Here is a 25,779-nt window from a genome sequence, read left to right on the forward strand (position 1 = left end):
ACCCGGCGCCGCGTCGGCGCGCTCGACGCTCATCGCGAACGTGGGGGTCGCATGGAGAGGCATCCTACGTCAGACGATGTACGATGACAATGGCCAATTGGTCGGTTTACGGAGAATCCCTAGTATTTCGCTCGACGCCTCTTATCGACGCGATAAGCCTTGTATTCATTGGCGCCCACCAATGCCAGGAATGTTTTCCTGAAGGCCAATAATGCAAGATCGACCGCGTCATACGACATCCTATATTTATCGATCTTGTGCATTTCCCGGCCGCCCGAATACCGTGCAAACGAAGACATGCAAAGCGATCGGGCAAGAAAAAACCGCCCGGACGTTGTCGCCCGGACGGTTTCTTCACGGCAACGCAGAGACCTACCTCCGCGCCCCTCCTCTCAACCCCGTATTTGTGGTTTTGGCAGGCATTACCCTCTCACGCGCTCAGCGCGGCAGTTCCGAGTAGCCCATGAGGAACTCGTCCACCGCACGGGCGCACTGACGGCCTTCGCGAATCGCCCACACCACCAGCGACTGACCGCGACGCACGTCACCGGCCGCGAACACCTTCGGCAGGTTCGTCGTGTAGGCGCGCTCGCCTTCGGTCGAGGCACGCACGTTGCCGCGCGCGTCCTTGTCCACGCCGAACGCGTCGAGCACGGTCTGCAAAGGCGACACGAAGCCCATCGCGAGCAACACCAGGTCGGCCTTGAGCTCGAATTCCGAGCCCGGTACTTCCTGCATCTTGCCGTCCTTCCACTCGAGACGCACGGCGATCAGCTTCTCGACCTTGCCGTTTTTGCCTTCGAAGCGCTTCGTTGCCACCGACCAGTCGCGCTCGCAACCCTCTTCGTGGCTCGACGATGTACGCAGCTTGGTCGGCCAGTACGGCCATACCATCGGCTTATTTTCGTGCTCGGGCGGCTGCGGCAGCAGTTCGAACTGCGTCACGCTCTTTGCGCCGTGACGGTTCGACGTGCCCACGCAATCGGAGCCGGTGTCGCCACCGCCGATCACGATCACGTGCTTGCCCGTGGCCAGCAGCTGATTGGCCAGCTTGTCGCCCGCATTGACCTTGTTTTGCTGCGGCAGGAATTCCATCGCGAAATGGATGCCTTCCAGCTCGCGCCCCGGCACCGGCAGATCACGCGGCTGTTCTGCACCGCCCGCGATCACCACGGCGTCGAACTGCGCCTGCAACTGCTCCGGCGAGATCGTCTCTTTGGAGAAGTTGTTGACGTGCGCTTCCGGCGCGTCCTTGCCGACGTAGACACCCGTGCGGAACGTCACGCCCTCGGCTTCCATCTGACGCATGCGGCGATCGATCAGCCACTTCTCCAGCTTGAAGTCGGGAATGCCGTAGCGCAGCAGTCCGCCCACACGGTCGTTCTTTTCGAACACGGTGACGTCGTGACCGGCACGCGCAAGTTGCTGCGCCACGGCCATGCCCGCCGGGCCCGAGCCGACGACGGCGACCGTCTTGCCGGTCTTGTGCTTCGCCGGCTGCGGCTCGACCCAACCTTCGCTCCACGCCTTGTCGATGATCGCGTGTTCGATCGACTTGATGCCCACCGCGTCGCTGTTGATATTCAGCGTACAGGCGGCTTCACACGGCGCCGGGCAGATACGGCCCGTGAACTCGGGAAGTTGTTCGTCGAGTGCAGCACCGAGATGGCCGACTTCCAATCCTGGCGATACACCAGGTCGTTGAAGTCGGGAATGATGTTGTTGACCGGGCAACCGTTGGTGCAGAACGGAATGCCGCAGTCCATGCAGCGCGCGCCCTGCACCTTTGCCTGCTCGTCGGAGAGTGCGAGCACGAACTCCTTGTAATGCTTTACGCGTGCCAGCGGTGCTTCGTAAGACTCGCCCTGGCGCTCGAATTCGAGAAAACCTGTGACCTTGCCCATGTTTCTTCAGTCGGAAAGTTTTGTGGTTACCGTGCCTCACCCGCGCGCGCGGCACGCCATCGGGGCCCTCACCCCGTGGCGCCGCCGCGCTAGCGGGTTCAGGCCGCCAGTGCTTGTTTTTCGTTGGCCTTGGCCATATCGCCGAGGGCCCGCTTGTATTCGCTCGGGAACACCTTCACGAACTTGCGGCGCGCGCCGTCCCAGTCTTCGAGCAGCGCCTTGGCACGCGTTGAGCCCGTGAACTGGAAGTGACGCTCGATCAGCTCGCGCAGTTGCGCCTCGTCGGTCTGGCCGCGATGCCACAACCCCTGGCTCACCGTGCGCTCCTGCTCGCCGTGCGGCAGCACCGGGTCGAGCGCGACCATCGCCGTGTTGCACTTGGCGGCGAACGTGCCGTCAGCGTCGTACACGTAGGCCACGCCGCCCGACATCCCCGCCGCGAAGTTACGCCCGGTCTCACCCAACACGACCACCGTACCGCCGGTCATGTATTCGCAACCGTGATCACCCGAGCCTTCCACCACGGCGGTGGCGCCCGAGTTCCGCACGCAGAAGCGTTCGCCGGCCACGCCATTGAAGAAGGCTTCGCCTTCGATGGCACCGATCATCACGGTGTTGCCCACGATGATGTTGTCTTCGGCGTTGCCGCGGAAGTCGTTGGTCGGACGCACGATGATGCGCCCGCCCGACAGGCCCTTGCCCACATAGTCGTTGCCGTCGCCTACCAGATCGAGCGTGATGCCGCGTGCGAGGAACGCCCCGAAGCTCTGGCCGGCCGTGCCCTTGAGCTGCACGTGGATCGTGTCGTCCGGCAGGCCGTCATGGCCGTAACGCCTGGCCACTTCGCCCGAAAGCATCGCACCGACCGTACGGTTACGGTTGCGCACCGGCTGAATGAACGAGACATGCTCGCCCTTCTCGAGCGCCGGCAGCGCCTTTTCGATGAGCGCGTGATCGAGTGCGGCGGCCAGACCGTGATCTTGCGTTTCGACATGCAGACGCGGCACGTCCGCTTCCATTTCCGGCAGATGGAAGATGCGCGCGAAGTCCAGGCCCTTCGCCTTCCAGTGTTCCACGCCCGCGCGGGTGTTGAGCAGGTCAGCGCGGCCGATCAGATCGTCGAACTTCGAGATGCCCAGTTGCGCCATGATTTCGCGCACTTCTTCGGCCACGAAGAAGAAGTAGTTGACCACGTGCTCCGGCTTGCCCTGGAATTTCTTGCGCAACACCGGGTCTTGCGTCGCCACGCCCACCGGGCAGGTGTTCAGGTGGCACTTGCGCATCATGATGCAGCCCTCGACGACGAGCGGCGCCGTCGCGAAGCCGAATTCGTCGGCACCCAGCAGTGCGCCGATCACCACGTCGCGACCGGTCTTCATCTGACCGTCAGCCTGCACACGGATACGACCGCGCAAGCGATTGAGCACCAGCGTCTGTTGCGTCTCGGCCAGGCCCAGCTCCCACGGCGTGCCGGCGTACTTCACCGACGACAGCGGCGAAGCGCCCGTACCACCGTCGTGACCGGCGATCACCACGTGATCGGCCTTGGCCTTCGCGACACCGGCGGCGACCGTCCCCACGCCCACCTCGGACACGAGCTTCACCGAGATCGACGACGAGGCGTTCACGTTCTTCAGATCGTGGATGAGCTGCGCCAGATCTTCAATCGAGTAGATGTCGTGGTGCGGGGGCGGCGAAATCAGGCCGACGCCCGGCACCGAGTAACGCAGCTTGCCGATGTATTCGGTCACCTTGTGACCCGGCAACTGACCGCCTTCGCCCGGCTTCGCACCCTGCGCCATCTTGATCTGGATCTGATCGGCCGAGACCAGATAGTCGGCCGTCACGCCGAAGCGGCCCGAGGCCACCTGCTTGATCTTCGAGCGCAGCGAATCGCCGTCCTGGAGCTCGATATCGGCCTCGATGACGTCGTGCCCCACGATCGATGCGAGCGATTCGCCCTTCTTGATCGGAATTCCCTTCAGCTCGTTGCGATAACGGCGCGCATCTTCGCCGCCCTCGCCCGTGTTCGACTTGCCGCCGATACGGTTCATGGCAACGGCCAGCGTGGCGTGCGCTTCGGTCGAGATCGAGCCGAGCGACATGGCACCGGTGGCGAAACGCTTCACGATGTCCTTGGCCGATTCAACCTGATCGAGCGGAATCGCGCGCTGCGGATCGACGCGGAACTCGAACAGACCGCGCAACGTCATGTGACGCTTGCTCTGGTCGTTGATGAGGTTCGCGTATTCCTTGTACGTCTGGTACGAGTTCGAACGGGTCGAGTGCTGGAGCTTGGCGATGGCGTCCGGCGTCCACATATGGTCTTCGCCACGAATGCGGAACGCGTACTCGCCACCGGCGTCGAGCATATTTGCGAGCACCGGGTTGTCGCTGAAGGCGTCGCGATGCAGACGCACCGCTTCCTCGGCCACTTCGAAAATGCCGATACCGCCGACGTTCGACGCCGTGCCCTGGAAGTACTTCTTGACCAGTTCCTGCGACAAGCCGATGGCTTCGAAGATTTGCGCGCCGGTGTACGACATGTACGTCGAGATGCCCATCTTCGACATGACCTTGTGCAGGCCCTTGCCGACCGCCTTGACGAAGTGCTTGACCGCCTTCTCGGGCGTGAGGTCGCCGCCTTGCTTGCGGGCGATCTGTGCGAGCGTCTCCATCGCGAGGTACGGGTGAACGGCTTCCGCGCCGTAGCCCGCGAGCAATGCGAAGTGGTGCACTTCGCGCGCCGAACCGGTTTCGACCACGAGGCCGGTGCTCGTGCGCAGACCTTGCGCGACCAGATGCTGGTGCACGGCCGAGGTCGCGAGCAACGCCGGGATGGCGACTTGTTCGCGATTCGTCAGGCGGTCCGACACGATCAGGATGTTGTAGCCCGACTTCACCGCGTCAACGGCTTCGGCGCACAGCGACGCGAGGCGCGCTTCAATGCCTTCCTTGCCCCACGCGACCGGATAGCAGATGTTCAGCTCGTACGAGCGGAATTTGCCCCCGGTGTACTTGTCGATGTGACGGATCTTCGCGATTTCCTTGAAGTCCAGCACCGGCTGCGACACTTCAAGACGCATCGGCGGGTTGATGTTGTTCGTGTCGAGCAGGTTCGGCTTCGGGCCGATGAACGACACCAGCGACATCACCATGTTCTCGCGGATCGGATCGATCGGCGGGTTCGTCACCTGGGCGAACAACTGGCGGAAGTAATGATAGAGCGTCTTGTTCTTGTTGCTCATGACCGCGAGCGGGCTGTCGTTGCCCATCGAGCCCACGGCTTCTTCGCCGTTGATCGCCATCGGCGTCATCAGCAGCTTCACTTCTTCCTGCGTGTAGCCGAACGCCTGCTGCAAGTCGAGCAGCGGCGTGGCCGAATCGTGATGCGCGCTGGCCTCTTCGACCTTCGGCTCGATCTCGTCGAGCTTGATGCGCACGGCGTCGATCCAGCTCTTGTATGGCTTCGCGTTGGCGAGGTTGTCCTTGAGTTCCTTGTCGTCGATGATGCGGCCCTGCTCCATGTCGATCAGGAACATCTTGCCCGGCTGCAGGCGCCACTTCTTGACGATCTTCGACTCGGGAATCGGCAGCACGCCCGATTCCGAGGCCAGGATGACCATGTCGTCGTCGGTAATCACGAAGCGCGCCGGACGCAGACCGTTACGGTCGAGCGTCGCGCCGATCTGACGACCGTCGGTGAAGGCGATGGCGGCGGGGCCGTCCCACGGTTCCATCATCGCGGCGTGATACTCGTAGAACGCGCGGCGATTGTCGTCCATCAGTGTGTGCTGCTCCCAGGCTTCCGGGATCATCATCATCACGGCGTGGGCGAGCGGATAGCCGGCCATCGTGAGCATTTCGAGGCAGTTGTCGAACGATGCGGTGTCCGACTGGCCCGGGTAGATCAGCGGCCACAGCTTCTGCAGATCGTCGCCGAGCACGGCCGACGAGATCGCGCCCGTGCGGGCGTTGATCCAGTTGACGTTGCCCTTGACGGTGTTGATTTCACCGTTGTGCGCGACCATGCGGTACGGGTGCGCCAGTTCCCATGCGGGGAACGTGTTGGTCGAGAAACGCTGGTGAACGAGGGCGAGCGCGGAGACGGTGCGCGGATCGGCCAGGTCGCGGTAGTAGCGGCCCACCTGATCGCACAGCAGCAGCCCCTTGTAGACGATCGTGCGTGCCGACATCGACGGCACGAAGTATTCCTTGCCGTGCTTGAGCTTGAGCGCCTGAATGCGATGGCTTGCCGTCTTGCGAATGACGTAGAGCTTACGCTCGAGGGCATCCGTCACCATGATGTCCTGCCCACGGCCGATGAAGATCTGACGAATCACCGGTTCCGTCGCCTTCACGTTGGGCGACATCGGCATGTCGCGATCGATCGCGACGTCGCGCCAGCCCAGCACGACTTGCCCCTCGGCCTTCACGGTCCGCTCGAGTTCCTGTTCGCAGGCCAGACGCGACGCGTGTTCCTTCGGCAGAAAGATCATGCCGACACCGTATTCGCCGGCCGGCGGCAGGGTCACGCCTTGCCGGGCCATCTCTTCGCGGTAGAACTGATCGGGGATCTGGAGCAGGATGCCGGCCCCGTCGCCCATCAACGGGTCGGCGCCCACGGCGCCCCGGTGATCGAGGTTTTCGAGAATCTTCAGGCCCTGCTCGACGATGGCATGACTCTTCACGCCCTTGATGTGGGCCACGAAGCCGACGCCGCAGGCGTCATGTTCGTTGGCCGGGTCGTACATGCCCTGAGCGTCCGGCGCCAAGTACGCCTCACCCGGCATCGCTACGGCCGCTGCAATCGGTTGCTGTTTCTTTTCCACGAGTTACACCGTCTCTTGGCGAGGTCGCCGCGCGCATGCTCGTCGCGCTCGACCGGGTTAAGTGGGGGTGGCCGGGTGGGCCAGGACTGCGGATTCGCGCGCGTCGAAGGTCGTTCTTGGGCGTCGCCACAGGGAGCCAACTCAGCGCGCACGCTTTTGCGCATCGCACCAATCGGCCGAAGTTGGAATATACGCCAAGGAATTCACAAAGACAAAACATTTTAATAGGGTCAGATTCGCATTAAAAACCGCGCCGACCGAAGATTGCTTTTTATTAGGGTCAGATAAATTTCGTCCGACCTGTGCCCACGAAAAAATTCTGTGATTTCAAATAGCTAGAGAAAGCGAAGCAGACCGGGACGGGCCTGCGGCCAGCAAGCGTCAGAGGGCGTCCGAGATCGCTTTGCGTGGACGACCGCGCGTGAGAGGACTCACGCGCCGGTTGGCGGCAAGTGACATGCGAGCCTGATAATCGGGCCCGCCGAGCAGCCATCCTTTCTGCGTTGCCGTACGCAATGCGTCAATCTCAGGTGCCGGCAGCGGGATCGAGAACCCCTCGGCGTAGGCACGTTGACGTTCGAACGGCGTATTGCCGAGCGCCCAATACAGCGCGTGGTCCGTTACCAGACTATCGACCGTGAGGCCGACGTGATGGAGGTAACTCGACCATCGGTAATTCCCGGGGCATCTGCCAGCCCCGCGCGCACCGGGTTGAGCTCGACGTACCGGCTGGCAAGCAGCAGATAGTGTTCCGCTTCGATGACCGTGGCGCGATACCGGCCCTCCCAAAGCGTGCCGGTGCGCTGGTGACGCCGATTGAAATACAACACGTAGTAGCGACCAACGGCCTGAAGCGTGGCCGGAAGGCTGCGCTCGTCTGCGGGCGTGGCAACCAGATGCAGGTGGTTCGGCATCATGCACCAGGCGTGAATCGCCAGTCCGTTGGCGCGCGCGGCGTCGCGCAACCGGTCGTGAAATACACGCCGGTCCTCGTCGTCGACGAAGATCGCCTGCCGGTTATTGCCGCGCAGAATCACATGCTGCGGTTGGCGTGGAATGAAAAGTCGCGGTAATCGGGCCATGCGGATTCAAATGTAATTCTTTAAAGCTCGATATCACGATCGTCGAGGGACTTTCATCATAAAAAACCCCTTTAAATACTGATATCTAGCCAAACCCCGTTGATTCGTACAAAAGCTCTAGACACGGCGATTGCGCCGTGAAATCCCAAGCGCATAATGCATCGAAAAATAAATAAATAATCTTGGGAGGATAGACAAATGACAACTCGGGCCTATCGGTCCGCGGCGTGCTTGTGCGCGCTCGGACTCTTCGTTTCCCTGGCGCCTACCCGCGCCATTGCACAACAAGCCGGCGACAACGTCGTCAATCTCGGATGGTTTCACATCGCGCCGCAAGACTCCAGCAAGCCGATGACCACTCGCGTCACCCAGGAAGGGCTGACCCCGAGCCTGGTGCCGTCGAGCTTCACGTCCCCCGGCAGCGGCGCGAAGGTCAGTAACGCCGACACGCTCGGCCTCGTCATCACCCACTTTGTCACCGACAACATTGCCGTGCAGACGGTTGCCGGCATTCCCGCCAAGTTCAAGCTTACCGGACAAGGCGTGATCGCCCCCCCGGGACTGGCCGGCGCGCTCACGAGTATCGACCTTGGCGCGCCACAAAACAATCCGATTGTGCAGAGCGTTCGTCAATGGAGTCCGGCGCTTGTGTTCCAGTATTACTTCGGCCAGGCGAATTCCACCTGGCGCCCGTTTCTGGGCGTCGGCGTGAGTTATACGTTCTTCACGAACGTCAATCTCAATCCGAATTTCGAAGCGGCGTTGAATCAGAATTTCGGCAGCGTGCTCGCGTTCACTTCCGGGCATAACGGGCCGACCACCGTCGAAGCGAAATCGTCGGCGTCGTGGCAACCCGTTTTCAATGCCGGCGTGTCCTATGCCTTCGACAAACACTGGGTCGCCAGCGCCTCAGTTTCTTACGTTCCCCTCAAGACCACCGCGAACATCAAGATCAAGGCACAGGACGGAACGGTCCTCTCCTCCTCCGACGCCGAGATCAAACTGAACCCGATTGTCACCTTCGTCTCGCTCGGCTACAAGTTCTAGACTCAGCGTGCGGGACGCATAATGCGTTCGACATATCGGACTCCGCAGTGAAATCCTAAAGGCGTGCCCTGGGCGTCAGGGCACGCTTTTCGCCCGTCCAGCGCATTTTTCTAGGGGCATTCCATGAGTCGATGCATGGAAACAACACCTTTAGAGCGCGCACTCCAGACTCTTGCTTTCCGCTGCTATGCCCCGTCGGCATAATGGCCCTGAATTTCATTTACCGAAATTCTCGACAATAAAGAATCTTGAGCAGGAGACGAATCGATGAAGTTGAAGCATTTGACGATGGCTGCCGTGGCCACGCTCACGGTGTCCGGGGCCGCGTTTGCACAGCAAGCCGGCGATAACGTTGTCAACCTTGGCTGGTTCCACCTCTCGCCCCAGGTTTCCAGCGATCCGCTGCACGTGACCGGATCGAACGTTCCGGGTCTGGCCGCGGCAGTGAACAGCCGACTGGGCAATACGGGTGCTCAAGTCGACGACGCCGACACCGCGGGCCTCACGTTTGCCCACTTCTTTACCGACAACATCGCCGTGGAAGCCGTCACCGGCTTCGCGCCGAAGTTCCGCCTCTACGGACAGGGCAACCTCGCGCTGCCAGGTGGCGGTTCGCTGGCATCGGCCAAGCAGTGGAGCCCGGCGTTGTTGCTGAAGTATTACTTCGGACAGGCAAACGACACATGGCGCCCATTCGTCGGCCTCGGGGTCAGCTACTTCTGGTACACGAACATTGAGCTGACGCCGGGCTTCCAATCGCTGGCCAGCAATGCACTGACGGGCGGCCCGGGCGGCAACACGACGGCCAAGCTGACCAATTCATGGGCGCCGGTGTTCAACGCCGGTATCAACTACAACATGGACAAGCACTGGACGCTTGCATTCTCCGTGTCGTACATCCCGGTCAGCACCACGGCCAAGCTGACGACCACTCGCGGCCCGATTACCACGACCAGTGAATCCAAGGTCAGGCTGAATCCGGTGGTCACGTTCCTGTCGCTGGGTTACCGCTTCTAAGTCCCGCGCCAAGCGAGCGTTCCGGCTCGCGCCAGCGCGTGCATTCGGTCTGTCTCGGCGCAACGAAATCGATTCAGGCTGTTCAGAAAACGCCGCCCCGTGCGGCGTTTTCGCATTTCCGGCCGCGATGTCAGCCCCGTCTTACACGATCTTCAGCCAACGCGACGCAACTTTCTTCGTTTCCCGCAAGTCTCTGAAGGTGTACGCACGCGAACGGTCGCGCCATAATGGCCGTTCGCCTCAGGGTTCCACCGGCGTCGTCGTTCTCCGAGTCTGACGGACGCCGCATTTCGATACCACCTCTTGGGAGTCTGAAAATGGGAATTGCCTCGAAAGCGGAAACGGTACTCAACAGCAGCCTCGACGATGCGCGCTTTGCCGGCCGACGTACCGCACGCGCAGCACGTCTGGCGAGTCAGGACGTCTCGTCACGCGTGCGCGATCTACTCGACGATCTGGACCACGCGCTGTCCAACGCGAAGTCGGCATCGGATGTTGAGGCTCTGCGCGCCGAGATCGGCGACAAGCTTCGTGAAGCGCGCAGCGAGTTTGGCGATGCCCGCGCCAACCTGCGCCGTCGTGCCAACGAGGTCTGGGAAGAAGCCGACGGTTATGTCCACGAGCGCCCATGGCAGACCGTTGGCACGGTAGCGGCTGTGGCGCTCGTGCTCGGATTCATTGCGGGACGCAGCTAACTCACTCGACGGCGGTGCCGTTGTGCACCTGCAAACATGTGACGTGACGCGTCGGGACACCGGCCCTCATCGTCACACGCGAGGTGGCAATAGCGAACCAGCCGGCGAAAGCCGGCTGTTTCGCATCGACTCCCAAGGCAAGCGTCAGAGCGTCGGCTCGATGGTAAAGAGACGGCTGTATTCCTTGATTGCGTAGCGATCCGTCATCCCGGCAATGTAGTGCGCGATCCAGCGTGGCTGATCCGCGGCGTGCTCGGTGCGGTAGTTGGGTGGCAGCAAGCGGGGATCGGCAAGAAACGCGTTGAACAACTCCTGAACGATGCGCTGCGCTTTCGCCGCCATGCGCATCACCAGATAGTGCCGGTATAGATTCTCGAACAGAAACCGCTTGAGTCGCCCGGCCTGCTCGCGCATCTCGCCGCTAAAGGCCACCAACGGTCCCGCGCCGCGCACATCGTCAATGGAGAACGGCGAAGCGTCGGCCACGCGTTGACGCGTGGTCGTGATCAGGTCGACGATCAGCGCATTGATAATCCGCCGCGTCGTTTCGTGCACCAGCCGCCGGCCGGAAATTTCCGGCCATGCAAGCCGCGCCTCGGCGCAATAGCGTTTCCAGAGCGGCACGTCGTCGAGTTGATCGAGCGACAACAAGCCGGAGCGCAAACCATCGTCGATATCGTGATTGTTGTAAGCGATCTCGTCCGCAAGATTGGCGATCTGCGCTTCCATCCCAGGCTGCAGCCCCTTCAGAAATCGCTCGCCAAGCTCACCCAGCCCTCTCGCATTCGCGCGCGAACAGTGCTTGAGAATGCCCTCGCGCGTCTCGAAACAAAGGTTCAACCCGTCGAAACCGCCGTAATGCTCTTCGAGTTCGTCGACAACGACAAGGCTCTGCAGATTGTGCTCGAAGCCGCCGTAGTCTTGCATGCAGGCGTTGAGTGCGTCCTGCCCGGCGTGACCGAAGGGCGTGTGACCGAGGTCGTGCGCCAGTGCGATCGCCTCGACGAGATCCTCGCTGACGCGCAGATTTCGCGCGATCGACCGGCCGATCTGCGCCACTTCCAGACTGTGTGTCAGGCGCGTGCGGAACAGGTCCCCCTCGTGATTCACGAACACTTGCGTCTTGTATTCGAGCCGGCGGAACGCCGTCGAATGAATGATGCGGTCGCGGTCGCGTTGAAATTCGGTCCGCGTCGTAGGCGCAGGTTCCGCAAACCGCCGTCCGCGTGACGCGCTCGAGCGCGCCGCGTAGGAGGCAAGCGACGCTTCGTAATCGATCATCGCCAGCCCTCCTTTCCTAGATGTTGGCGCGCAATGTCGCGCGAAGCTCGGCCTCGGGAACGCCCGTCATGAACGCCTGCCCCAGCCGGTTGAGTAGTACGAAGCGGATGTCCCCGCCTTCCGCCTTCTTGTCGACGCGCATCAGATCGATGTAGCGATCCTCTCCCAGATCCGGCCCCGTGACCGGCAGCTTGGCCGCCACGATCAGCGCCTTGATTCGCGGGACAAACGCCGCGTCGATAAAGCCCAGACGCGCCGACAGATCGGACGCCATGACCATGCCGCACCCGACCGCCTCGCCATGCAGCCATTCGCCATACCCGAGTCCCGCTTCAATGGCATGGCCAAACGTATGACCGAAATTCAGCGTGGCACGCAGGCCTTGTTCGCGTTCGTCGCTGGCGACGACCTGCGCCTTGATCTCGCACGAGCGCTGCACGGCGTAGGTAAGTGCCGCCGTATCGCGGGCATTCAACGCTTCGATATTCGCTTCGATCCAGTCGAAGTACTGTTCATCGGCGATCGTGCCATGTTTGATCACTTCCGCCAGACCGGCGGCCAGCTCACGATCCGGCAACGTGGACAACGTGCCGATGTCGGCCAGCACGGCGCTCGGCTGCCAGAACGCTCCGATCATATTCTTGCCGAGTGGGTGGTTGATCCCCGTTTTGCCGCCGACCGACGAATCCACTTGCGCAAGCAGTGTGGTTGGCACCTGCACGAACGCGACACCGCGCATGTAGCAGGCCGCGGCAAACCCGGTCATGTCCCCGACGACGCCACCGCCCAGCGCGATCAATGTCGCCTTGCGGTCCGCCTGAGCGCCAAGCAGTTCGTCGAAAATCAGGTTGAGCGTTTGCCAGTTCTTGTGCGCCTCGCCGTCGGGCAGCACAGCGGTGACCACACGCTTTCCGAGCCGTTGGAGCGTTGCCGCGACGCGCTCGGCGTAAAGCGGGGCGACGGTCGTGTTCGTCACGATCACGGCGTGCGTGCCGCGCACGTGCGGCGCGAACAAGGCCTCCTGCGTGAGCAGATCGGTGCCGATGTGAATCGGATAGGCGCGCTCGCCCAGATCGAGTTTGAGGGTCTTCATGCCGCTTGTTGTCATGGTCAGCGATATCGGCGCTATCAGCGAGGAAAGGTGTCGGGCGCAGGCGATACGGACGTTGTCTGCGATGCGTCATCGCGGTCGGCCTGCGCCAGCTTCGCGTCGCCCCCGGCCATCCGAGCGGCTTCACCGTCACCGTGCGCACCGTCCGGCTCGTCGCCATGCACGCCATCATGCACGCTGTCATGCCGATCGTCAGGCGAATCGGATGGCAGACCGGCGCTGCTGGGAACGATTCCCGCGACCTCCAGTTGCATCAACACCATGTTGACGAGCGCATTCACGCTCGGCCGCCCCGTTTCGATGACGAAGGTGGCGCACTCGCGATATAGCGCGTCGCGCTCTTTGAACAACTGCTCGAGACGCGCGCGTGGATCGGCCGTTTGCAGCAACGGGCGGTTCTTGTCACGACGTGTGCGCAGCCAGAGGTCATGCGGGTTGGCGCGCAAATAGACCACCGTGCCGCGCGACTTGATGTGTTCGCGATTTTCCGCGCGCAGCACAGCGCCCCCGCCGGTGGCGAGTACGATTCCGCTGCGTTGGGTGAGTTCGTCGATGGTCTGGGCTTCGCGCTGACGGAAGCCGTCCTCGCCTTCGTGCTCGAAGATGATCGGAATGCGCACACCCGTGCGCGCTTCAATCTCATGGTCGGAGTCATAGAACTGTCGCCCAAGACGTCGCGCCACTGCGCGCCCAACCGTGGTCTTGCCCGCCCCCATCAGTCCGACAAGTATTACGTTTTCCAGCATAAATCGCTGATATTTGGGTTCCAGCCCCCGATGATACCGGGATATGCGTCGGGCGTGCGGAACGCGTCAACTCGGAGCGCACTCCGGTGAGCCGGGGATGACCGGACGGCAGGTCGTTTTTCGAGGGCTCGGGCGAGGCGCCTGAGGAGGCCCCCTTATCCTCGGCCACGCCGCCCTTCCGGCCCTCGGGCACCACACTGGGCGTCAGAAACACCAGCAGCTCCGTACGGCGGTCTTCGTTGGCGCGGTTGCGAAACAGCGCGCCCAGCAACGGCACATCGCTCAACCACGGCACGCCGGCTCGACTGTCGCGCCGTTCTTCCTGGTAGATCCCGCCGATGGCCACCGTCCCTCCGTCCTCGACCTGCACCTGCGTCTTGACGTGTCGGGTATCCACGGCGAATCCCTGTGCCACCGCCTGCCCGACACTGTCCTTGCGCACGTCGACATCCAGAATCACCTGACCGTCCGGGGTAATGAGCGGTGTCACTTCGAGCCTCAACGTGGCCTTGCGGAATTGGATCGACGTTGCATTGCGGCGGCCACTTTGCGTCTGGTAAGGCAGCTCCGTGCCCTGTTCAATGAGTGCCTGAACCTTATCCGCCGTGACCACGCGAGGCCGGGAGACGACGCGACCGCGCCCACTTGTCTCCAATGCCGAGAGTTCCAGTTGCAGGAAGCGCGTGGCGGAGCGGCCAAAAAGCGTGATCGCCAAGCTCGGCGGCACCACGCCGGCCAGCGCCGCCGCGGGCAAGCCAATGTCGAGCACACTACCCGATGGCGTTCCACCTCCGTCATTCGTGCCCCCGACACCCCGCGAACCCTCCGCGGCCTGCCGCTCGCCGGGCTTTTGCTGGCCTTCGCCGCGACCGTGGTGTCCCGTGAGCCTGACACCAAGCGACTCGCTGAAGCGGTCGTCGGCCTCGACAATGCGGGCCTCGATCAGCACCTGACGGACCGGAACGTCGATTCGTGCGATGAATTTAGCCAGCGCATCGAGCTTTTCCGGCAAATCGGTCACGAACAATTGGTTCGTGCGCGGATCGGCAATCAGGCTGCCTCGCACGGACAACAATCGTTGCCCCTTGCGGTCCTTCTCGCCCATGATGATCTCCCGCAGCGCCAACGCACGCGGGTAGTTCAGCGTGAAGCGACGGCTGGCCAGCGGCAGCAACGCCTCGCGCTTGGCGGCCGCTTCGAGTTGCGTCTGCTCGTCCGCCAGCAGATCGGCACGCGGGGCAATCCAGTCGACGCCGTTCAACGATTGAACGCCGAGACCAGCACTCCGGACCATGACGTCAAACGCCACGGCCGCCGAGACGCGCTGCACTTCCATGTCGAGACGCCCGACGACGCGCTCGCCAATCACCACGCTGCGCCCGGTCAGACGGGCGAACGCCCGTAGCGCATCGGCGGCCTCCACGCCATGAAGCGTTACGTCGACGCTCAACGTGTCGGAGTCTTCCGCCGCCGGCCCCTGTCGCGGCGGACCTTCGCTCCAGGTCGCCGCCAATCCGGCAGCCGACGTCCGGTGAAGCACGACCCGACGCGATCCCGCACGCATCGATCCGACAGGCGTGCCGTCGTCGACCGGCGACTGCGGGCCGGAGGCCGCCATCGTCACGGCGTCCTGTCCTGAGCGGCGCGTCAGTGGCGTACGAAACACGTCGATCGTGTCCGCCGGCATCTGCCAAGGAGGGGCCGGCGGCGGTAACGCCGGCAAGGACCGCCCAGCGGGCATACCGGGGAGGTCTGCGGGACGTCGCCAGGCGTAGGCGGCCACCATGACCGTGCCCCCCGCCTCGGCCTCCGCCACTGCCGTCGCACCGGAAGTTCCCAACGCTGGGCCCTGAAGCGACAGGTGCTCGATCGATAGATGCCGAGGCATCCGGTCGACCTCGGCGAGCCAATCGAGCAGATTCGCGACGCGCCCCCCGACACGCATTTCGGCACGCTCGATTTCGAGGTCTCCGCTCAACGCGGCGGGCCCCGGCCGCGCTGCCTCCAGCGTCAGGCCCGAACGTGCAGCAAGGCGCTCGAGATCGGCACGCCACGCCGAGCGCGTGTCGTCAGCGAGGTCCGGTAGCGAGTATGCCGCCGGGTGCTGTGCCGACGCGCCCGCGCCTTCGCTCGTCTCAGCTGCCGCGTCCCCCACGATCTGTGCAGCGAGCGGAAGCCGGCGATGCCACGCCATCGTCTCGGCCTCGGCCTCACGCAGCGTTGCCATCAACGCAGGTAAGCGACGCGCGGCGTCGTTCGCCCGATCCCACCTCTGCTGCTCGGCGTCAAGATCCCTCAGCAAGGTTGCCCTTACGGGCAGGCCGACCAGCCACCAGACCGACCACGCCATCAGCAGCCCCACCAGCCAGGCAATGATGGCCAGCCCCCAGCGCACCGGCGGCGCCCACTCGGCCGGCGAGACTGACGTCCACGCCGTCCATCGCGCACGCCAGCGGTCTGTTACATCACGAAAAATGTCGCGGACATCATCCGGCGGAGGGCGTTCACCGTACATCGGGCACCTCCTCACTCGGCAGCCCATCGACCTCCGCGTTGACCGAAAGCGCAACGGGCCTCGGTGCGCGCTTGAGTTCGATACGCAATGTGAAGCGGCGAAGGGTCGGCACGGAGGCCTGAGTCGCTGCGCCGGTCCACTGACGCCTGACGGTCTCCGGGACCACGCTCGATTCGACTTCCGCGACTTTGCGCACCCATGGCAGCGTTCTCAATCGCTTCTGCGTTTCGCGCACTCGTGATTGCGTCATTGCATAGCCTTCGATGCGCGCTTGATCCTCGCCGATTTTTACGGATGTCAATCGCACGCCGTCGGCGCACGCGCGCATGATGTCCAGCAATCGGTTTGCGACGGGCTGCCGACGCTCGATCAACGCCGCAGCCGCCCGGCGATGGGCATCCATGGCCGCCAACGCGCGCCCGGCCGTCTCGAACGCAGTGATCTGCCCGCCGAGTTTCTCGCTTGCCGCACGTAGCGTCATCATTTGCGCCTGCGTTTGCTGGCGCAGGGAGATGTCGCGAGCCATCGGCGCGAGCGATGCGAGCCCACCACACGCGGCCACGCACATCCATATGCGCCATTGCCGCCCAAACTCGCGCTGCCGGCGCTGGGCGAGCGTGGGGAGGAAATCGAGGGGAGGAAATTGCACCTTCATTCGCATGTCACGCCCCTCATCGACATGGCACGCAACGCCAGTCCGCACGGCACGGCAAGCGCAGTCCGCTGCGCGAAAGTCTGGCGTCGTGGCCCGGACGGACGCGACGATTCGAATCGTCTCAGCGGATCGAACGGCCGCACAGGGATACCGCAGGCCGCGCCGAGCGCGTCGCAGATCGCCACGAGTTCCCCAGGACTCGCGCCTTGCGTCGCGATATGCATGACGCCTACGGCGACGGGCAGCTTGCCCGACAACTCGCGCACCACGCTTGCCAACGCGTCCGGATGGCCACCGATACCGTCGAAACGTTCTCTGACGTCAGCCACGCAGGTATGTCCATCGAAGACCGATAAATCGAGGTGATGCGCGTCGATTTGCAGCAACCCCATCGGGGCGTGCGGCGACGCCTGCGCGATGGCGTCGCCACCGACCGGCCATGCCCACCGGAAAGCCCGCCGCCCGGCCTCGTGCGCCGCATCGGTCGCGTGCACCCGAAGTCCCGACATTTCGAGCACCGCGACGCGGCTATCGACCAATTCCGCCTCACAGGCGTACAAACGCAGCCGATAGTTGCCCGGGTCGGCCCACGTCACGCCCACGCGATGGCGCAAGGCGGGATCGCCGTCACCGGGCAGCAGCAAGGCGGCACGGCGCTCGCACCACGCTCGCAACGCACGCGGTGGCAAATCCTCCGGACACTCGACGACCTGCGTTTTCAGTCCGTGGGCGGGCAGTGCCAGTACGAGGGTGTCGTCGCGCAGATCCTGCGCATGGATGCCGAGTCGCTCCAACAGCTCCTCCAGCCGACGCGCGGCGGCCTCCGGTTTGACGATCGATGCGCCGCGCAATATGTCGTCCTCGAGCACGGCAGTCCCGCAGGCGTCCAGACGCAACTGCGCGGGTCCGGCCACCCGGGTCAGGCGAACGAAATGCATGCCGCCGGCGTCGAAATGAATACCGCAACCGCCGCCCCCGGCACGCGGCAACGCCGCCGCCATTTGGCTGCCCATGTGGCGCACACCGCGCAGAACTGCTTCGATCATGACATCCTCCCGTTTCTCACCCAGTCGATGTCATCGATGCTATCCAGCGCGACGCAGCAGCCCAATCGGACCAGTCTGAATCCTCACGGCCGCCGGGCAAACGCGACGCGGTTTAGGAATCCGCGCCGGTACTTTCTCGTCCCACTCCTATACCCCATAGGCCAGAACTCCGATTTCGGGGGCCTGCGGCGAGAGGCGTCGAGTCGTTCGTTATAATCGGTTCATTGATTTTTCCGGTTCCCCCATGGCAAGCAAACCCCAAACCGAGACACCCCGCGACAAGCGCCCACCCAAGCCGCGCCGCTCTCTCTGGCTGCGCATTACGCTGTGGTTCGCTGGCCTGTTCGCCGCGATGGTCGTCTGTGGCGCGCTGCTCGCGGGGTACATCCTGGTGGTGATGACGCCGCAATTGCCGTCGCTCGACACGATCGTCGACTACCGGCCGAAGATTCCGCTGCGCATCTATACCGCCGACGACATCCAGATTGGCGAGTTCGGTGAGGAGCGCCGTAATCTGGTGCGCTTCTCCGATATTCCCGACGTGATGAAGAAGGCCGTCCTCGCCATCGAGGACGACCGCTTCTATCAGCACGGCGGGGTCGACTTCATCGGCATCTTCCGCGCGGGCGTCGCCAACTTCGCGCGTGGCGGATCCGCGCAAGGCGCCAGCACGATCACGATGCAAGTCGCGCGCAACTTCTTCCTCTCAAGCGAAAAGACGTACACGCGCAAGATCTACGAAGCGCTTCTCGCCTACAAGATCGAGTCGCGCCTCACGAAGGATCAGATTCTCGAGCTGTATATGAATCAGATCTATCTCGGCGAACGCGCTTATGGGTTCGCCAGCGCTGCGCGGGTTTATTTCGGCAAGGATCTGAAGGACATCACGCTCGCCGAGGCCGCCATGCTCGCCGGCCTGCCCAAGGCCCCTTCGGCCTATAACCCGATCGTCAATTACAAGCGCGCCCGCATCCGCCAGGAGTACATCCTCAAGCGAATGTACGACCTTGGGTACGTCTCGAAGTCCGAGTACGACCAGGCCATCGCGCAGGAACTGGTGGTACGCGGGCTGGGCAGCGAGTTCAGCGTTCATGCCGGATACGTGGCCGAAATGGTTCGCCAGCTGCTCTACGCGCAGTTCAAGGACGAGATCTACACGCGCGGCTTGAACGTCTACACGACGATCAATTCGGCCGATCAGGAAGCTGCCTACGAAGCGCTGCGCGCCGGCGTCATGGCCTACGAGTTACGTCATGGCTATCGCGGGCCCGAAGCCAATATCGACCTTCCAAACGACCAGGGCGAGCGCGAACAACTGATCGACGACACGCTGGTCGAGCATCCGGACAGCGGCGATATGGTCGCCGCCGTCGTGCTCTCTTCATCGCCGCAGCAGGTTAAAGCCGTGCTCCTGAACGGTGACGACGTGACCGTGACCGGCGAGGGCCTGCGCTTCGCGGCCGCGGGATTGAGCGCGAAGGCCCAGCCGAAGCAGAAGATTCGCCCGGGCTCGGTGATCCGTGTGACGCAGGATGCGAAGCACAACTGGCGGATTGTGCAGATGCCGGACATCGAAGCGGCATTCGTGTCGCTCGACCCGCAGAACGGCGCGATTCGCTCGCTCGTCGGCGGCTTCGACTTCAGCCGAAACAAGTTCAACCACGTCACGCAAGCCTGGCGCCAGCCGGGCTCCAGTTTCAAGCCGTTCATTTACTCGGCGGCGCTCGAAAAGGGCTTCGCACCGGCAACGATCATCAACGACGCACCGTTGTACTTCTCGGCGGCGCAGACAGGCGGGCAGCCGTGGGAGCCGAAGAACTACGGAGGCGGCTTCGATGGGCCGATGCCGATGCGCGTCGCGCTGATGCGCTCGCGCAACCTCGTGTCGATTCGTATCCTGCAGAGCATTACCCCAGGCTACGCGCAAAAATTCATTGGACGCTTCGGCTTCGAGGCGGACAAGCATCCGGCCTATCTGCCGATGGCGCTGGGCGCGGGGATGGTCACGCCACTGCAAATGGCGAGCGCCTACGCCGTGTTTGCCAATGGCGGCTTCCGCGTGAATCCGTTCATCGTGGCGCGCATCACCGATTCGAAGGGCAACGTGATCATGGAGGAAAAGCCGTCCACTGCGGGCGACGAATCGATCCGGGCCATTTCGGCGCGCAACGCGTTCATTATGGATTCGATGTTGCACGACGTTGCGACGCGCGGCACGGCCGCCAAGACCAATGTGCTCAAACGCAGTGATCTGGCAGGCAAGACTGGAACGACAAACGACTCGCACGATGCCTGGTTTGCCGGCTTTCAGTCGCAGTTGGTTGGCGTTGCCTGGATCGGCTTCGATCAGCCACGTAATCTGGGGGACCGCGAAACCGGGGGCGGTCTGGCACTGCCGATCTGGATCGACTACATGGCCAAAGCCTTGCGTGGCGTGCCGGAATCGACACGTGCAGTACCACCGGGGATCATTCAGGCGAATGGCGATTACTACTTTGACGACTATCCGCCGGGACGCGCGGTGAGTACCGTCGGCCTGAGCGCCGATACCGTGCCGGACGGCTCGGCGGGTTTGGGGCCGTCGGCGGGACCGCTGCCCGGTCATATGCCCGCCCAGCCGAGTCCCGCGCCGGTGGACCGTCAGGAGCGTCAGCGCATCCTGGACATGTTCAACAACAAGCCCTGAAGGGTGAATGGGCGGCGGCGCGGCAATCTCCCCGACCGCCGGGTCCGCACGGCGGCCTCGATTTCGGTGCGCCCGCCGCGCTGCGGTTTCGCTGTCAGTCGGCCTGCAACGTTACCGTTTCGCCCGCCTGTTGTGACGCGAAGCGCGACAGGGCCTCAAACAGTTCGGTGCCGTCGCGCGTATCGCGCCATTCGTCGCCCTTGAGACGGTAGTGGTAGCCGCCCGAACGCGCGGCCACCCAGATTTCGCTCATCGGCGTTTGCAGGTTGACGATGATCTTGCTGCCATCTTCGAATTCGAGCGTCAGGACGTTGCCCGTTCGTTCGCAATCGATATCTACGTCGCTGTCCTCGACAGTCGCCTCGACCTGCGCCAACACAGCTTCGGCCAGCGCCAGGAATTCACTTTCCGTCATGCTAAACTCCACGGTTTGCGTCATCGTTTGCATGCCGCACCACGCGGCGATACCCCCATGACTGCACCTATTCGAACCTGCGCGATTGTAGCGTCGATTGCCCTGTTGAGCGTATTGGCCGGTTGCGGTCAGGCCGGGCCGTTGTACATTCCCGCCCGCCCGGTGAAACCGACGCCGCCGCCGGGGGCCCCGCTGCCCCCGCCACCGCTCGTGCCCGAGCCACAGCGAGGCCCGTCGGTGGACGTGCCGCCGGCCGCGTCGCTTCCGGCGGCGAAGCCGGAATAAGCCACGACAATGCGGAACAGGCCGAATTCAGCCGGCCGGAAGCCATCCGCCTCCGCGGCGTGCCCTAGTTGATTACCGAGTTTTCGCGATGTCCGACGCCATCTTTTCCTACCGCAACGACGTACTCCATGCCGAGGGCGTTGCACTGCCGGCCCTCGCCGAGCGTTTCGGCACGCCGCTGTACGTCTATTCGAAAGCGGCTCTGACAAGCGCCTATCAGGCGTATGCCAAGGCCTGCGAAGGCCGCAACGCCGCCGTGCACTACGCGGCCAAGGCGAACTCGAACCTCGCCGTGCTAGGCGTGTTCGCCAAGCTCGGTGCGGGTTTCGACATCGTGTCCGCCGGTGAACTCGCTCGCGTGATCGCGGCGGGCGGCGATCCGAAGCGCGCCGTGTTCTCGGGTGTCGGCAAGCACGCCGACGAAATGCGCTACGCGTTGGAAAAGAACGTTTTCTGCTTCAACGTCGAATCGCGTCCGGAACTGGACCGACTCAATGAAGTGGCCGGGCAAGCGGGCAAGCGCGCTCGCGTTTCGCTGCGCGTGAACCCGAACGTCGACGCCAAGACGCATCCGTACATTTCCACCGGCCTGCGCGGCAACAAGTTCGGTGTGGCCTACGAAGAAGCCTTCGACGCCTATCGCGCCGCCGCCGCCATGCCGAACCTCGAAGTCGTCGGCATCGACTGCCATATCGGCTCGCAGATCACGGAAATTTCGCCGTATCTCGACGCCACCGACAAGGTGCTCGATCTGGTCGAAAAGCTCGAAGCGGCGGGCATCTCGCTACATCACATCGACGTGGGCGGCGGCCTGGGCATCACTTATACGGACGAAACGCCACCCGACATCACCGCGTTCGCCACCACGCTGCTCGATCACATCGCCAAGCGCGGCCACGGGCACCGTCAAGTGCTGTTCGAGCCGGGCCGCTCGCTCGTCGGCAACGCCGGTGTCCTGCTTACTCGCGTGGAGTTCCTCAAGCACGGTGAGACGAAGAACTTTGCCATCGTCGATGCGGCGATGAACGATCTGGCGCGTCCTGCGATGTATGAGGCCTATCACGGCATCGATCCGGTCGAGCGACGTGCCGGCGACGGCGTGATTTACGACGTCGTGGGTCCCGTGTGCGAAAGCGGCGACTGGCTGGGGCGCGACCGCGCCTTGGCGATTGCACCCGGCGATCTACTCGCCATTCGCTCGGCAGGTGCCTACGGCTTCACGATGAGTTCCAACTACAATACGCGTCCGCGCGCCGCCGAAGTCATGGTCGACGGCAACGAAGCCTACCTCGTTCGCGAACGTGAGACGGTCGAATCGCTCTTCGCGGGCGAACGACTGCTGCCCGACCACGCCTGAGCCCGCCGCCTGCGAAGCGCCCACAGCACACGGGCGCCGAGCAGGCTCGCGACCACGATCGCGTAGACCGCCGGCTGGGCCAGATCGTTCTTGCCCGCTTTCATCCACCAGTAGTGCAGGATCGCCAGCACGGCAATCGCATAGATCAGGCGATGCAACCGCTGCCAGCGCCGCCCGCCCATGCGCCGGACCACCGCGTGCGGCGACGTGAGCGCCAACGTCACCATCAGCACGAACGCAGCAAATCCGACGGTAATGAAGGGGCGCTTGCCCGACACGTCGCGCACGATGCTCGCCCAATCGAACCACTGATCCAGCCACACATACGTCGCGAAATGCAGTGTGCCGTAGAAGCACGCAAACAACCCAAGCATGCGGCGAAGTCGCAATAGCCACGGCAGCCCCGACAGGCGGCGCATCGGCGTGATCGCGAGCGTGATGCACAGCATGACCAGCGTCCAGGTGCCTGTCGATCGGGTGATGAACTCGACTGGATTGGCCCCCAGGCGGTCCGTCATGCCATACGCGACAAGCCGCAGCCACGGCGACAGCGCGAGCACGAACACAGCGACTTTCACCCACGACAACCACCGTTGCGGCCGAGGCGCGTGACGGCCGGCCTCCCGCGCCTGCGCGGCAACGCCGGAATCCTCGCCCGGATTACGTGACGTTATCGACATATCGGCAAATCGACGCGGCGCGTCCGTTCAAAAGAATTTTCGCAGATCCATGCCCTGGTACAGGCTGGCCACCTGATCGCCGTAACCATTGAACATCAGCGTCTTGCGCTTGGGCGTGAAAATACCGCCCTCGCCAATGCGACGCTCGGTCGCCTGACTCCAGCGCGGATGATCGACGGTGGGATTCACGTTCGAGTAGAAGCCATACTCGTCCGGCGCCGCGCGATTCCAGCTCGTGAGTGGCATTTTCTCGACGAAACGAATCGCGACGATCGATTTGGCGCTCTTGAACCCATACTTCCATGGCACCACCATGCGCACCGGCGCGCCATTCTGGTTGGGCAGCACCTCCCCATACAATCCGAAAGTCAGCAGTGACAGCGGATGCATCGCTTCGTCCATCCGCAGTCCCTCCACATACGGCCAACTCAACACCGGATACGACAGCCCCGGCATCTGCTTCGGATCGGCAAGCGTCACAAATTCCACATACCTCGCGTTGCCCGTCGGCTGCACTCGGCGGATGAGTTCGGACAGCGAGTAGCCGACCCAGGGGATCACCATCGACCACCCCTCCACGCAGCGGTGGCGATAGACACGCTCCTCGAGCGGCGCGAGCTTGAGCAGCGCATCGATGTCGAAGACCTTCGGCTGCCGGACCTCACCCTCGATCGCGACCTGCCACGGGTGCGGCTTGAGCGTGCTGGCGCGGCGCGACGGATCGGACTTGTCGGTGCCGAACTCGTAGAAGTTGTTGTAGGTGGTGACGTCGTTGATATCGGTCGTCTTGTCGGTGATGACGTAACGCGCGTTGCGCGCTGCCGTCAGTTTCGCCAGTCCGACGCCAGGACTGTCAGCCGCGAAGGCCGAGCGCTGCGGCAGCACGCCGAGGGCAGCGCCGCCCAACCCCGTCAACCCGGCACCCGACGCGCGCAGAAAGCGCCGGCGCGCGGTCACAACCTCGCGAGGCGTAATGTCGCTCGCCGGAATATCCGCCCCGCGCAGCCGCGACTGATCTTGACTCATGATGCCCCCTCGTGCCTGGCCTTTCCGGCACCGTTGCCGATTCCGTAAATTTGCGGACTCACCTGCCCATGTCAACTTTGAGACTGGCACCGGGACGGCGTCGTTCCCTCCCTCCCGGTGCGCAAAATCTTACGGCATGACGAAAAAAGCCGCCGGCACCCGCGTGCGGCGGCTTTGGAGTCGCGCCCGACGCGACGACACACGTCAGAGTTGACCGTAGCTGTGCAGCCCCGAGAGGAACATGTTCACGCCGAGGAATGCGAAGGTCGTGATCAACAGGCCGGTCAACGACCACCAGGCCGCCACCACACCCCGCAATCCCTTCATCAGCCGCATGTGCAGCCACGCCGCGTAGTTCAGCCACACGATCAGCGCCCAGGTCTCCTTCGGATCCCAGCTCCAGTAACCGCCCCATGCGTCGGCCGCCCACAGCGCGCCGAGAATCGTGGCGATCGTGAAGAACGCGAAACCGACGGCAATCGCCTTGTACATCAGGTCGTCGAGCAGTTCGAGCGACGGCAGGCGCGACGAGAAGAATCCGCTGTCGAGCGGCTTGCTGGCCAGGGCCAGACGCTTGTTTTCGCTCGACTTGAGCAGATACGCCACCGAGACCATCGCCGCAAGCGAGAACGTGCCGTAACCGATGAAATTCGCGGGCACGTGGATCTTCATCCACCAGCTCTGCAACGCCGGCACCAGCGGCTGGATCTCATAGGCACTACGCGCCACGCTGTACCAGAGATTGAAACCGACCGCCGCGCTGATCACGAGCAGCACGAACGGCCCGAGCGCGCGCGTCTCGTAGTGATGTTCGTAGTAAAGGTAGAACAGCGCCGTGATCATGCAGAAGAGCACGAACACTTCGTACAGGTTCGAAATCGGGATATGGCCGACGTCGGCGCCCACGAGATACGATTCGTACCAACGCACCATCATGCCGGTGAAGCCAAGCAGTACGGCGGCCCAGCACAGCGTCGAGCCGACGCTCGCACCGAACGGCGAGCGTGCGATCAAGCCGCCCCAGTAGAAGCTCGTCGCCAGGAAGAACAGCGCACTCATCCACAGGATGGCCGACTGACTCGAAAGGAAATACTTGAGCAGGAAGGCCTGATCGGCGCGCGCCAGATCATGGTGATACAACCCGATGCCCGAAAGGGCGAGAATCGCGATTCCGGCCATCAGCCACCGCACGGACCGCCAGTGCCAGCCCAACAGCGCGAAAGCCGGCACGCAGAGCACCAGAATCGTGTGCTCGTAGTAATCCATGTAATGGCCGTAGCGATTCAGAGCAAAGCCCGCCCCGATCGCCAGCGCCAGCGCGAACAGCCAGTCGCCAACACTGCGGCGGCGCAGCCACGAGACTTCCGAATAGTTTTGCGATAACTGCATCTGTCTCACC

At 63.2% G+C, this 25,779-nt stretch carries 16 protein-coding genes and 3 pseudogenes; 6 read left to right on the forward strand and 13 right to left on the reverse strand.

Annotation, left to right across the window (positions count from 1 at the left end; genetic code table 11):
- Positions 1–438 precede the first annotated feature (438 nt).
- The 3 genes and pseudogenes from DRB87_RS21060 to DRB87_RS21070 all read right to left on the reverse strand — a co-directional run bounded on the left by DRB87_RS21060 (position 439) and on the right by DRB87_RS21070 (position 7,818).
- A pseudogene (locus tag DRB87_RS21060) lies at positions 439–1,904 on the reverse strand (glutamate synthase subunit beta).
- A 98-nt stretch (positions 1,905–2,002) separates the two neighbouring features.
- Positions 2,003–6,697: a glutamate synthase-related protein gene (locus DRB87_RS21065; protein ID WP_130028003.1), complete on the reverse strand. Its 4,695-nt coding sequence runs from the start codon at positions 6,695–6,697 to the stop codon at positions 2,003–2,005.
- 420 nt (positions 6,698–7,117) lie between these two features.
- Positions 7,118–7,818 (reverse strand): annotated as a pseudogene (locus DRB87_RS21070) (transposase).
- Between the two features lie 198 nt (positions 7,819–8,016).
- Between DRB87_RS21070 and DRB87_RS21075 the strand changes: the two are divergent.
- The 3 genes from DRB87_RS21075 (at position 8,017) to DRB87_RS21085 (ending at position 10,577) form a co-directional block, all read left to right on the forward strand.
- Positions 8,017–8,865, forward strand: coding sequence for an OmpW family protein (locus DRB87_RS21075; protein WP_130027409.1), 849 nt, complete (start codon positions 8,017–8,019; stop codon positions 8,863–8,865).
- Between the two features lie 267 nt (positions 8,866–9,132).
- Positions 9,133–9,882 (forward strand): OmpW family protein, encoded by a 750-nt coding sequence (locus tag DRB87_RS21080; protein ID WP_130027410.1) that lies wholly within the window; start codon positions 9,133–9,135, stop codon positions 9,880–9,882.
- A 317-nt stretch (positions 9,883–10,199) separates the two neighbouring features.
- Positions 10,200–10,577: a YqjD family protein gene (locus tag DRB87_RS21085; RefSeq protein ID WP_165385382.1), complete on the forward strand. Its 378-nt coding sequence runs from the start codon at positions 10,200–10,202 to the stop codon at positions 10,575–10,577.
- Between the two features lie 144 nt (positions 10,578–10,721).
- On the opposite strand, the gene DRB87_RS21090 is transcribed toward DRB87_RS21085, so the two are convergent.
- From DRB87_RS21090 to pilM, 6 genes and pseudogenes are all read right to left on the reverse strand, one after another.
- Complete coding sequence (locus tag DRB87_RS21090; RefSeq protein WP_130027412.1) at positions 10,722–11,858, reverse strand: deoxyguanosinetriphosphate triphosphohydrolase; 1,137 nt, start codon at positions 11,856–11,858, stop codon at positions 10,722–10,724.
- Between the two features lie 16 nt (positions 11,859–11,874).
- Entirely contained in the window at positions 11,875–12,951 is a 1,077-nt protein-coding gene (gene aroB / locus DRB87_RS21095) for a 3-dehydroquinate synthase (RefSeq protein WP_130027413.1), read from the reverse strand.
- Positions 12,952–13,196: 245 nt separating this feature from the next.
- A pseudogene (locus DRB87_RS21100) lies at positions 13,197–13,715 on the reverse strand (shikimate kinase); the annotation flags it as partial.
- Positions 13,621–16,230: a type IV pilus secretin PilQ gene (gene pilQ / locus DRB87_RS21105; protein ID WP_165385383.1), complete on the reverse strand. Its 2,610-nt coding sequence runs from the start codon at positions 16,228–16,230 to the stop codon at positions 13,621–13,623. The gene pilQ and the pseudogene DRB87_RS21100, both read right to left, overlap by 95 nt.
- A complete protein-coding gene (locus DRB87_RS21110; protein WP_165385384.1) occupies positions 16,220–16,879 on the reverse strand; it encodes a PilN domain-containing protein in 660 nt (219 codons plus the stop codon). The genes pilQ and DRB87_RS21110 overlap by 11 nt, the downstream gene beginning before the upstream one ends.
- Positions 16,880–16,881: 2 nt before the next feature.
- Entirely contained in the window at positions 16,882–17,931 is a 1,050-nt protein-coding gene (gene pilM / locus DRB87_RS21115; protein ID WP_130027417.1) for a pilus assembly protein PilM, read from the reverse strand.
- Positions 17,932–18,175: 244 nt separating this feature from the next.
- Between pilM and DRB87_RS21120 the strand changes: the two genes are divergently transcribed.
- Positions 18,176–20,617 carry a penicillin-binding protein 1A gene (locus DRB87_RS21120; protein WP_130027418.1) on the forward strand — a complete coding sequence of 814 codons (2,442 nt, stop codon included), beginning with the start codon at positions 18,176–18,178 and terminating at the stop codon, positions 20,615–20,617.
- Between the two features lie 94 nt (positions 20,618–20,711).
- Here the strand turns inward: DRB87_RS21120 and cyaY are convergent, their stop codons facing one another.
- Positions 20,712–21,032, reverse strand: a complete 321-nt coding sequence (gene cyaY / locus DRB87_RS21125; protein WP_130027419.1) for an iron donor protein CyaY — start codon at positions 21,030–21,032, stop codon at positions 20,712–20,714.
- 57 nt (positions 21,033–21,089) lie between these two features.
- On the opposite strand from cyaY, the gene DRB87_RS21130 reads away from it, so the two are divergent.
- Positions 21,090–21,317, forward strand: a complete 228-nt coding sequence (locus DRB87_RS21130) for a lipoprotein (protein WP_085982717.1) — start codon at positions 21,090–21,092, stop codon at positions 21,315–21,317.
- 88 nt (positions 21,318–21,405) lie between these two features.
- Positions 21,406–22,674, forward strand: a complete 1,269-nt coding sequence (lysA, locus tag DRB87_RS21135) for a diaminopimelate decarboxylase (protein WP_130027420.1) — start codon at positions 21,406–21,408, stop codon at positions 22,672–22,674.
- Here the strand turns inward: lysA and msrQ are convergent.
- The 3 genes from msrQ to ccsB form a co-directional block, all read right to left on the reverse strand.
- Positions 22,602–23,354: a protein-methionine-sulfoxide reductase heme-binding subunit MsrQ gene (gene msrQ / locus DRB87_RS21140; protein ID WP_130027421.1), complete on the reverse strand. Its 753-nt coding sequence runs from the start codon at positions 23,352–23,354 to the stop codon at positions 22,602–22,604. The two genes, lysA and msrQ, sit on opposite strands and share 73 nt — an antisense overlap.
- Before the next feature lie 27 nt (positions 23,355–23,381).
- A complete protein-coding gene (gene msrP / locus DRB87_RS21145; protein ID WP_130027422.1) occupies positions 23,382–24,380 on the reverse strand; it encodes a protein-methionine-sulfoxide reductase catalytic subunit MsrP in 999 nt (332 codons plus the stop codon).
- A gap of 204 nt (positions 24,381–24,584) precedes the next feature.
- Positions 24,585–25,769 (reverse strand): c-type cytochrome biogenesis protein CcsB, encoded by a 1,185-nt coding sequence (gene ccsB / locus DRB87_RS21150; RefSeq protein ID WP_130027423.1) that lies wholly within the window; start codon positions 25,767–25,769, stop codon positions 24,585–24,587.
- Positions 25,770–25,779 lie beyond the last annotated feature (10 nt).

Source organism: Pandoraea sp. XY-2 (assembly GCF_004193915.1).
Classification (GTDB): domain Bacteria; phylum Pseudomonadota; class Gammaproteobacteria; order Burkholderiales; family Burkholderiaceae; genus Pandoraea; species Pandoraea cepalis.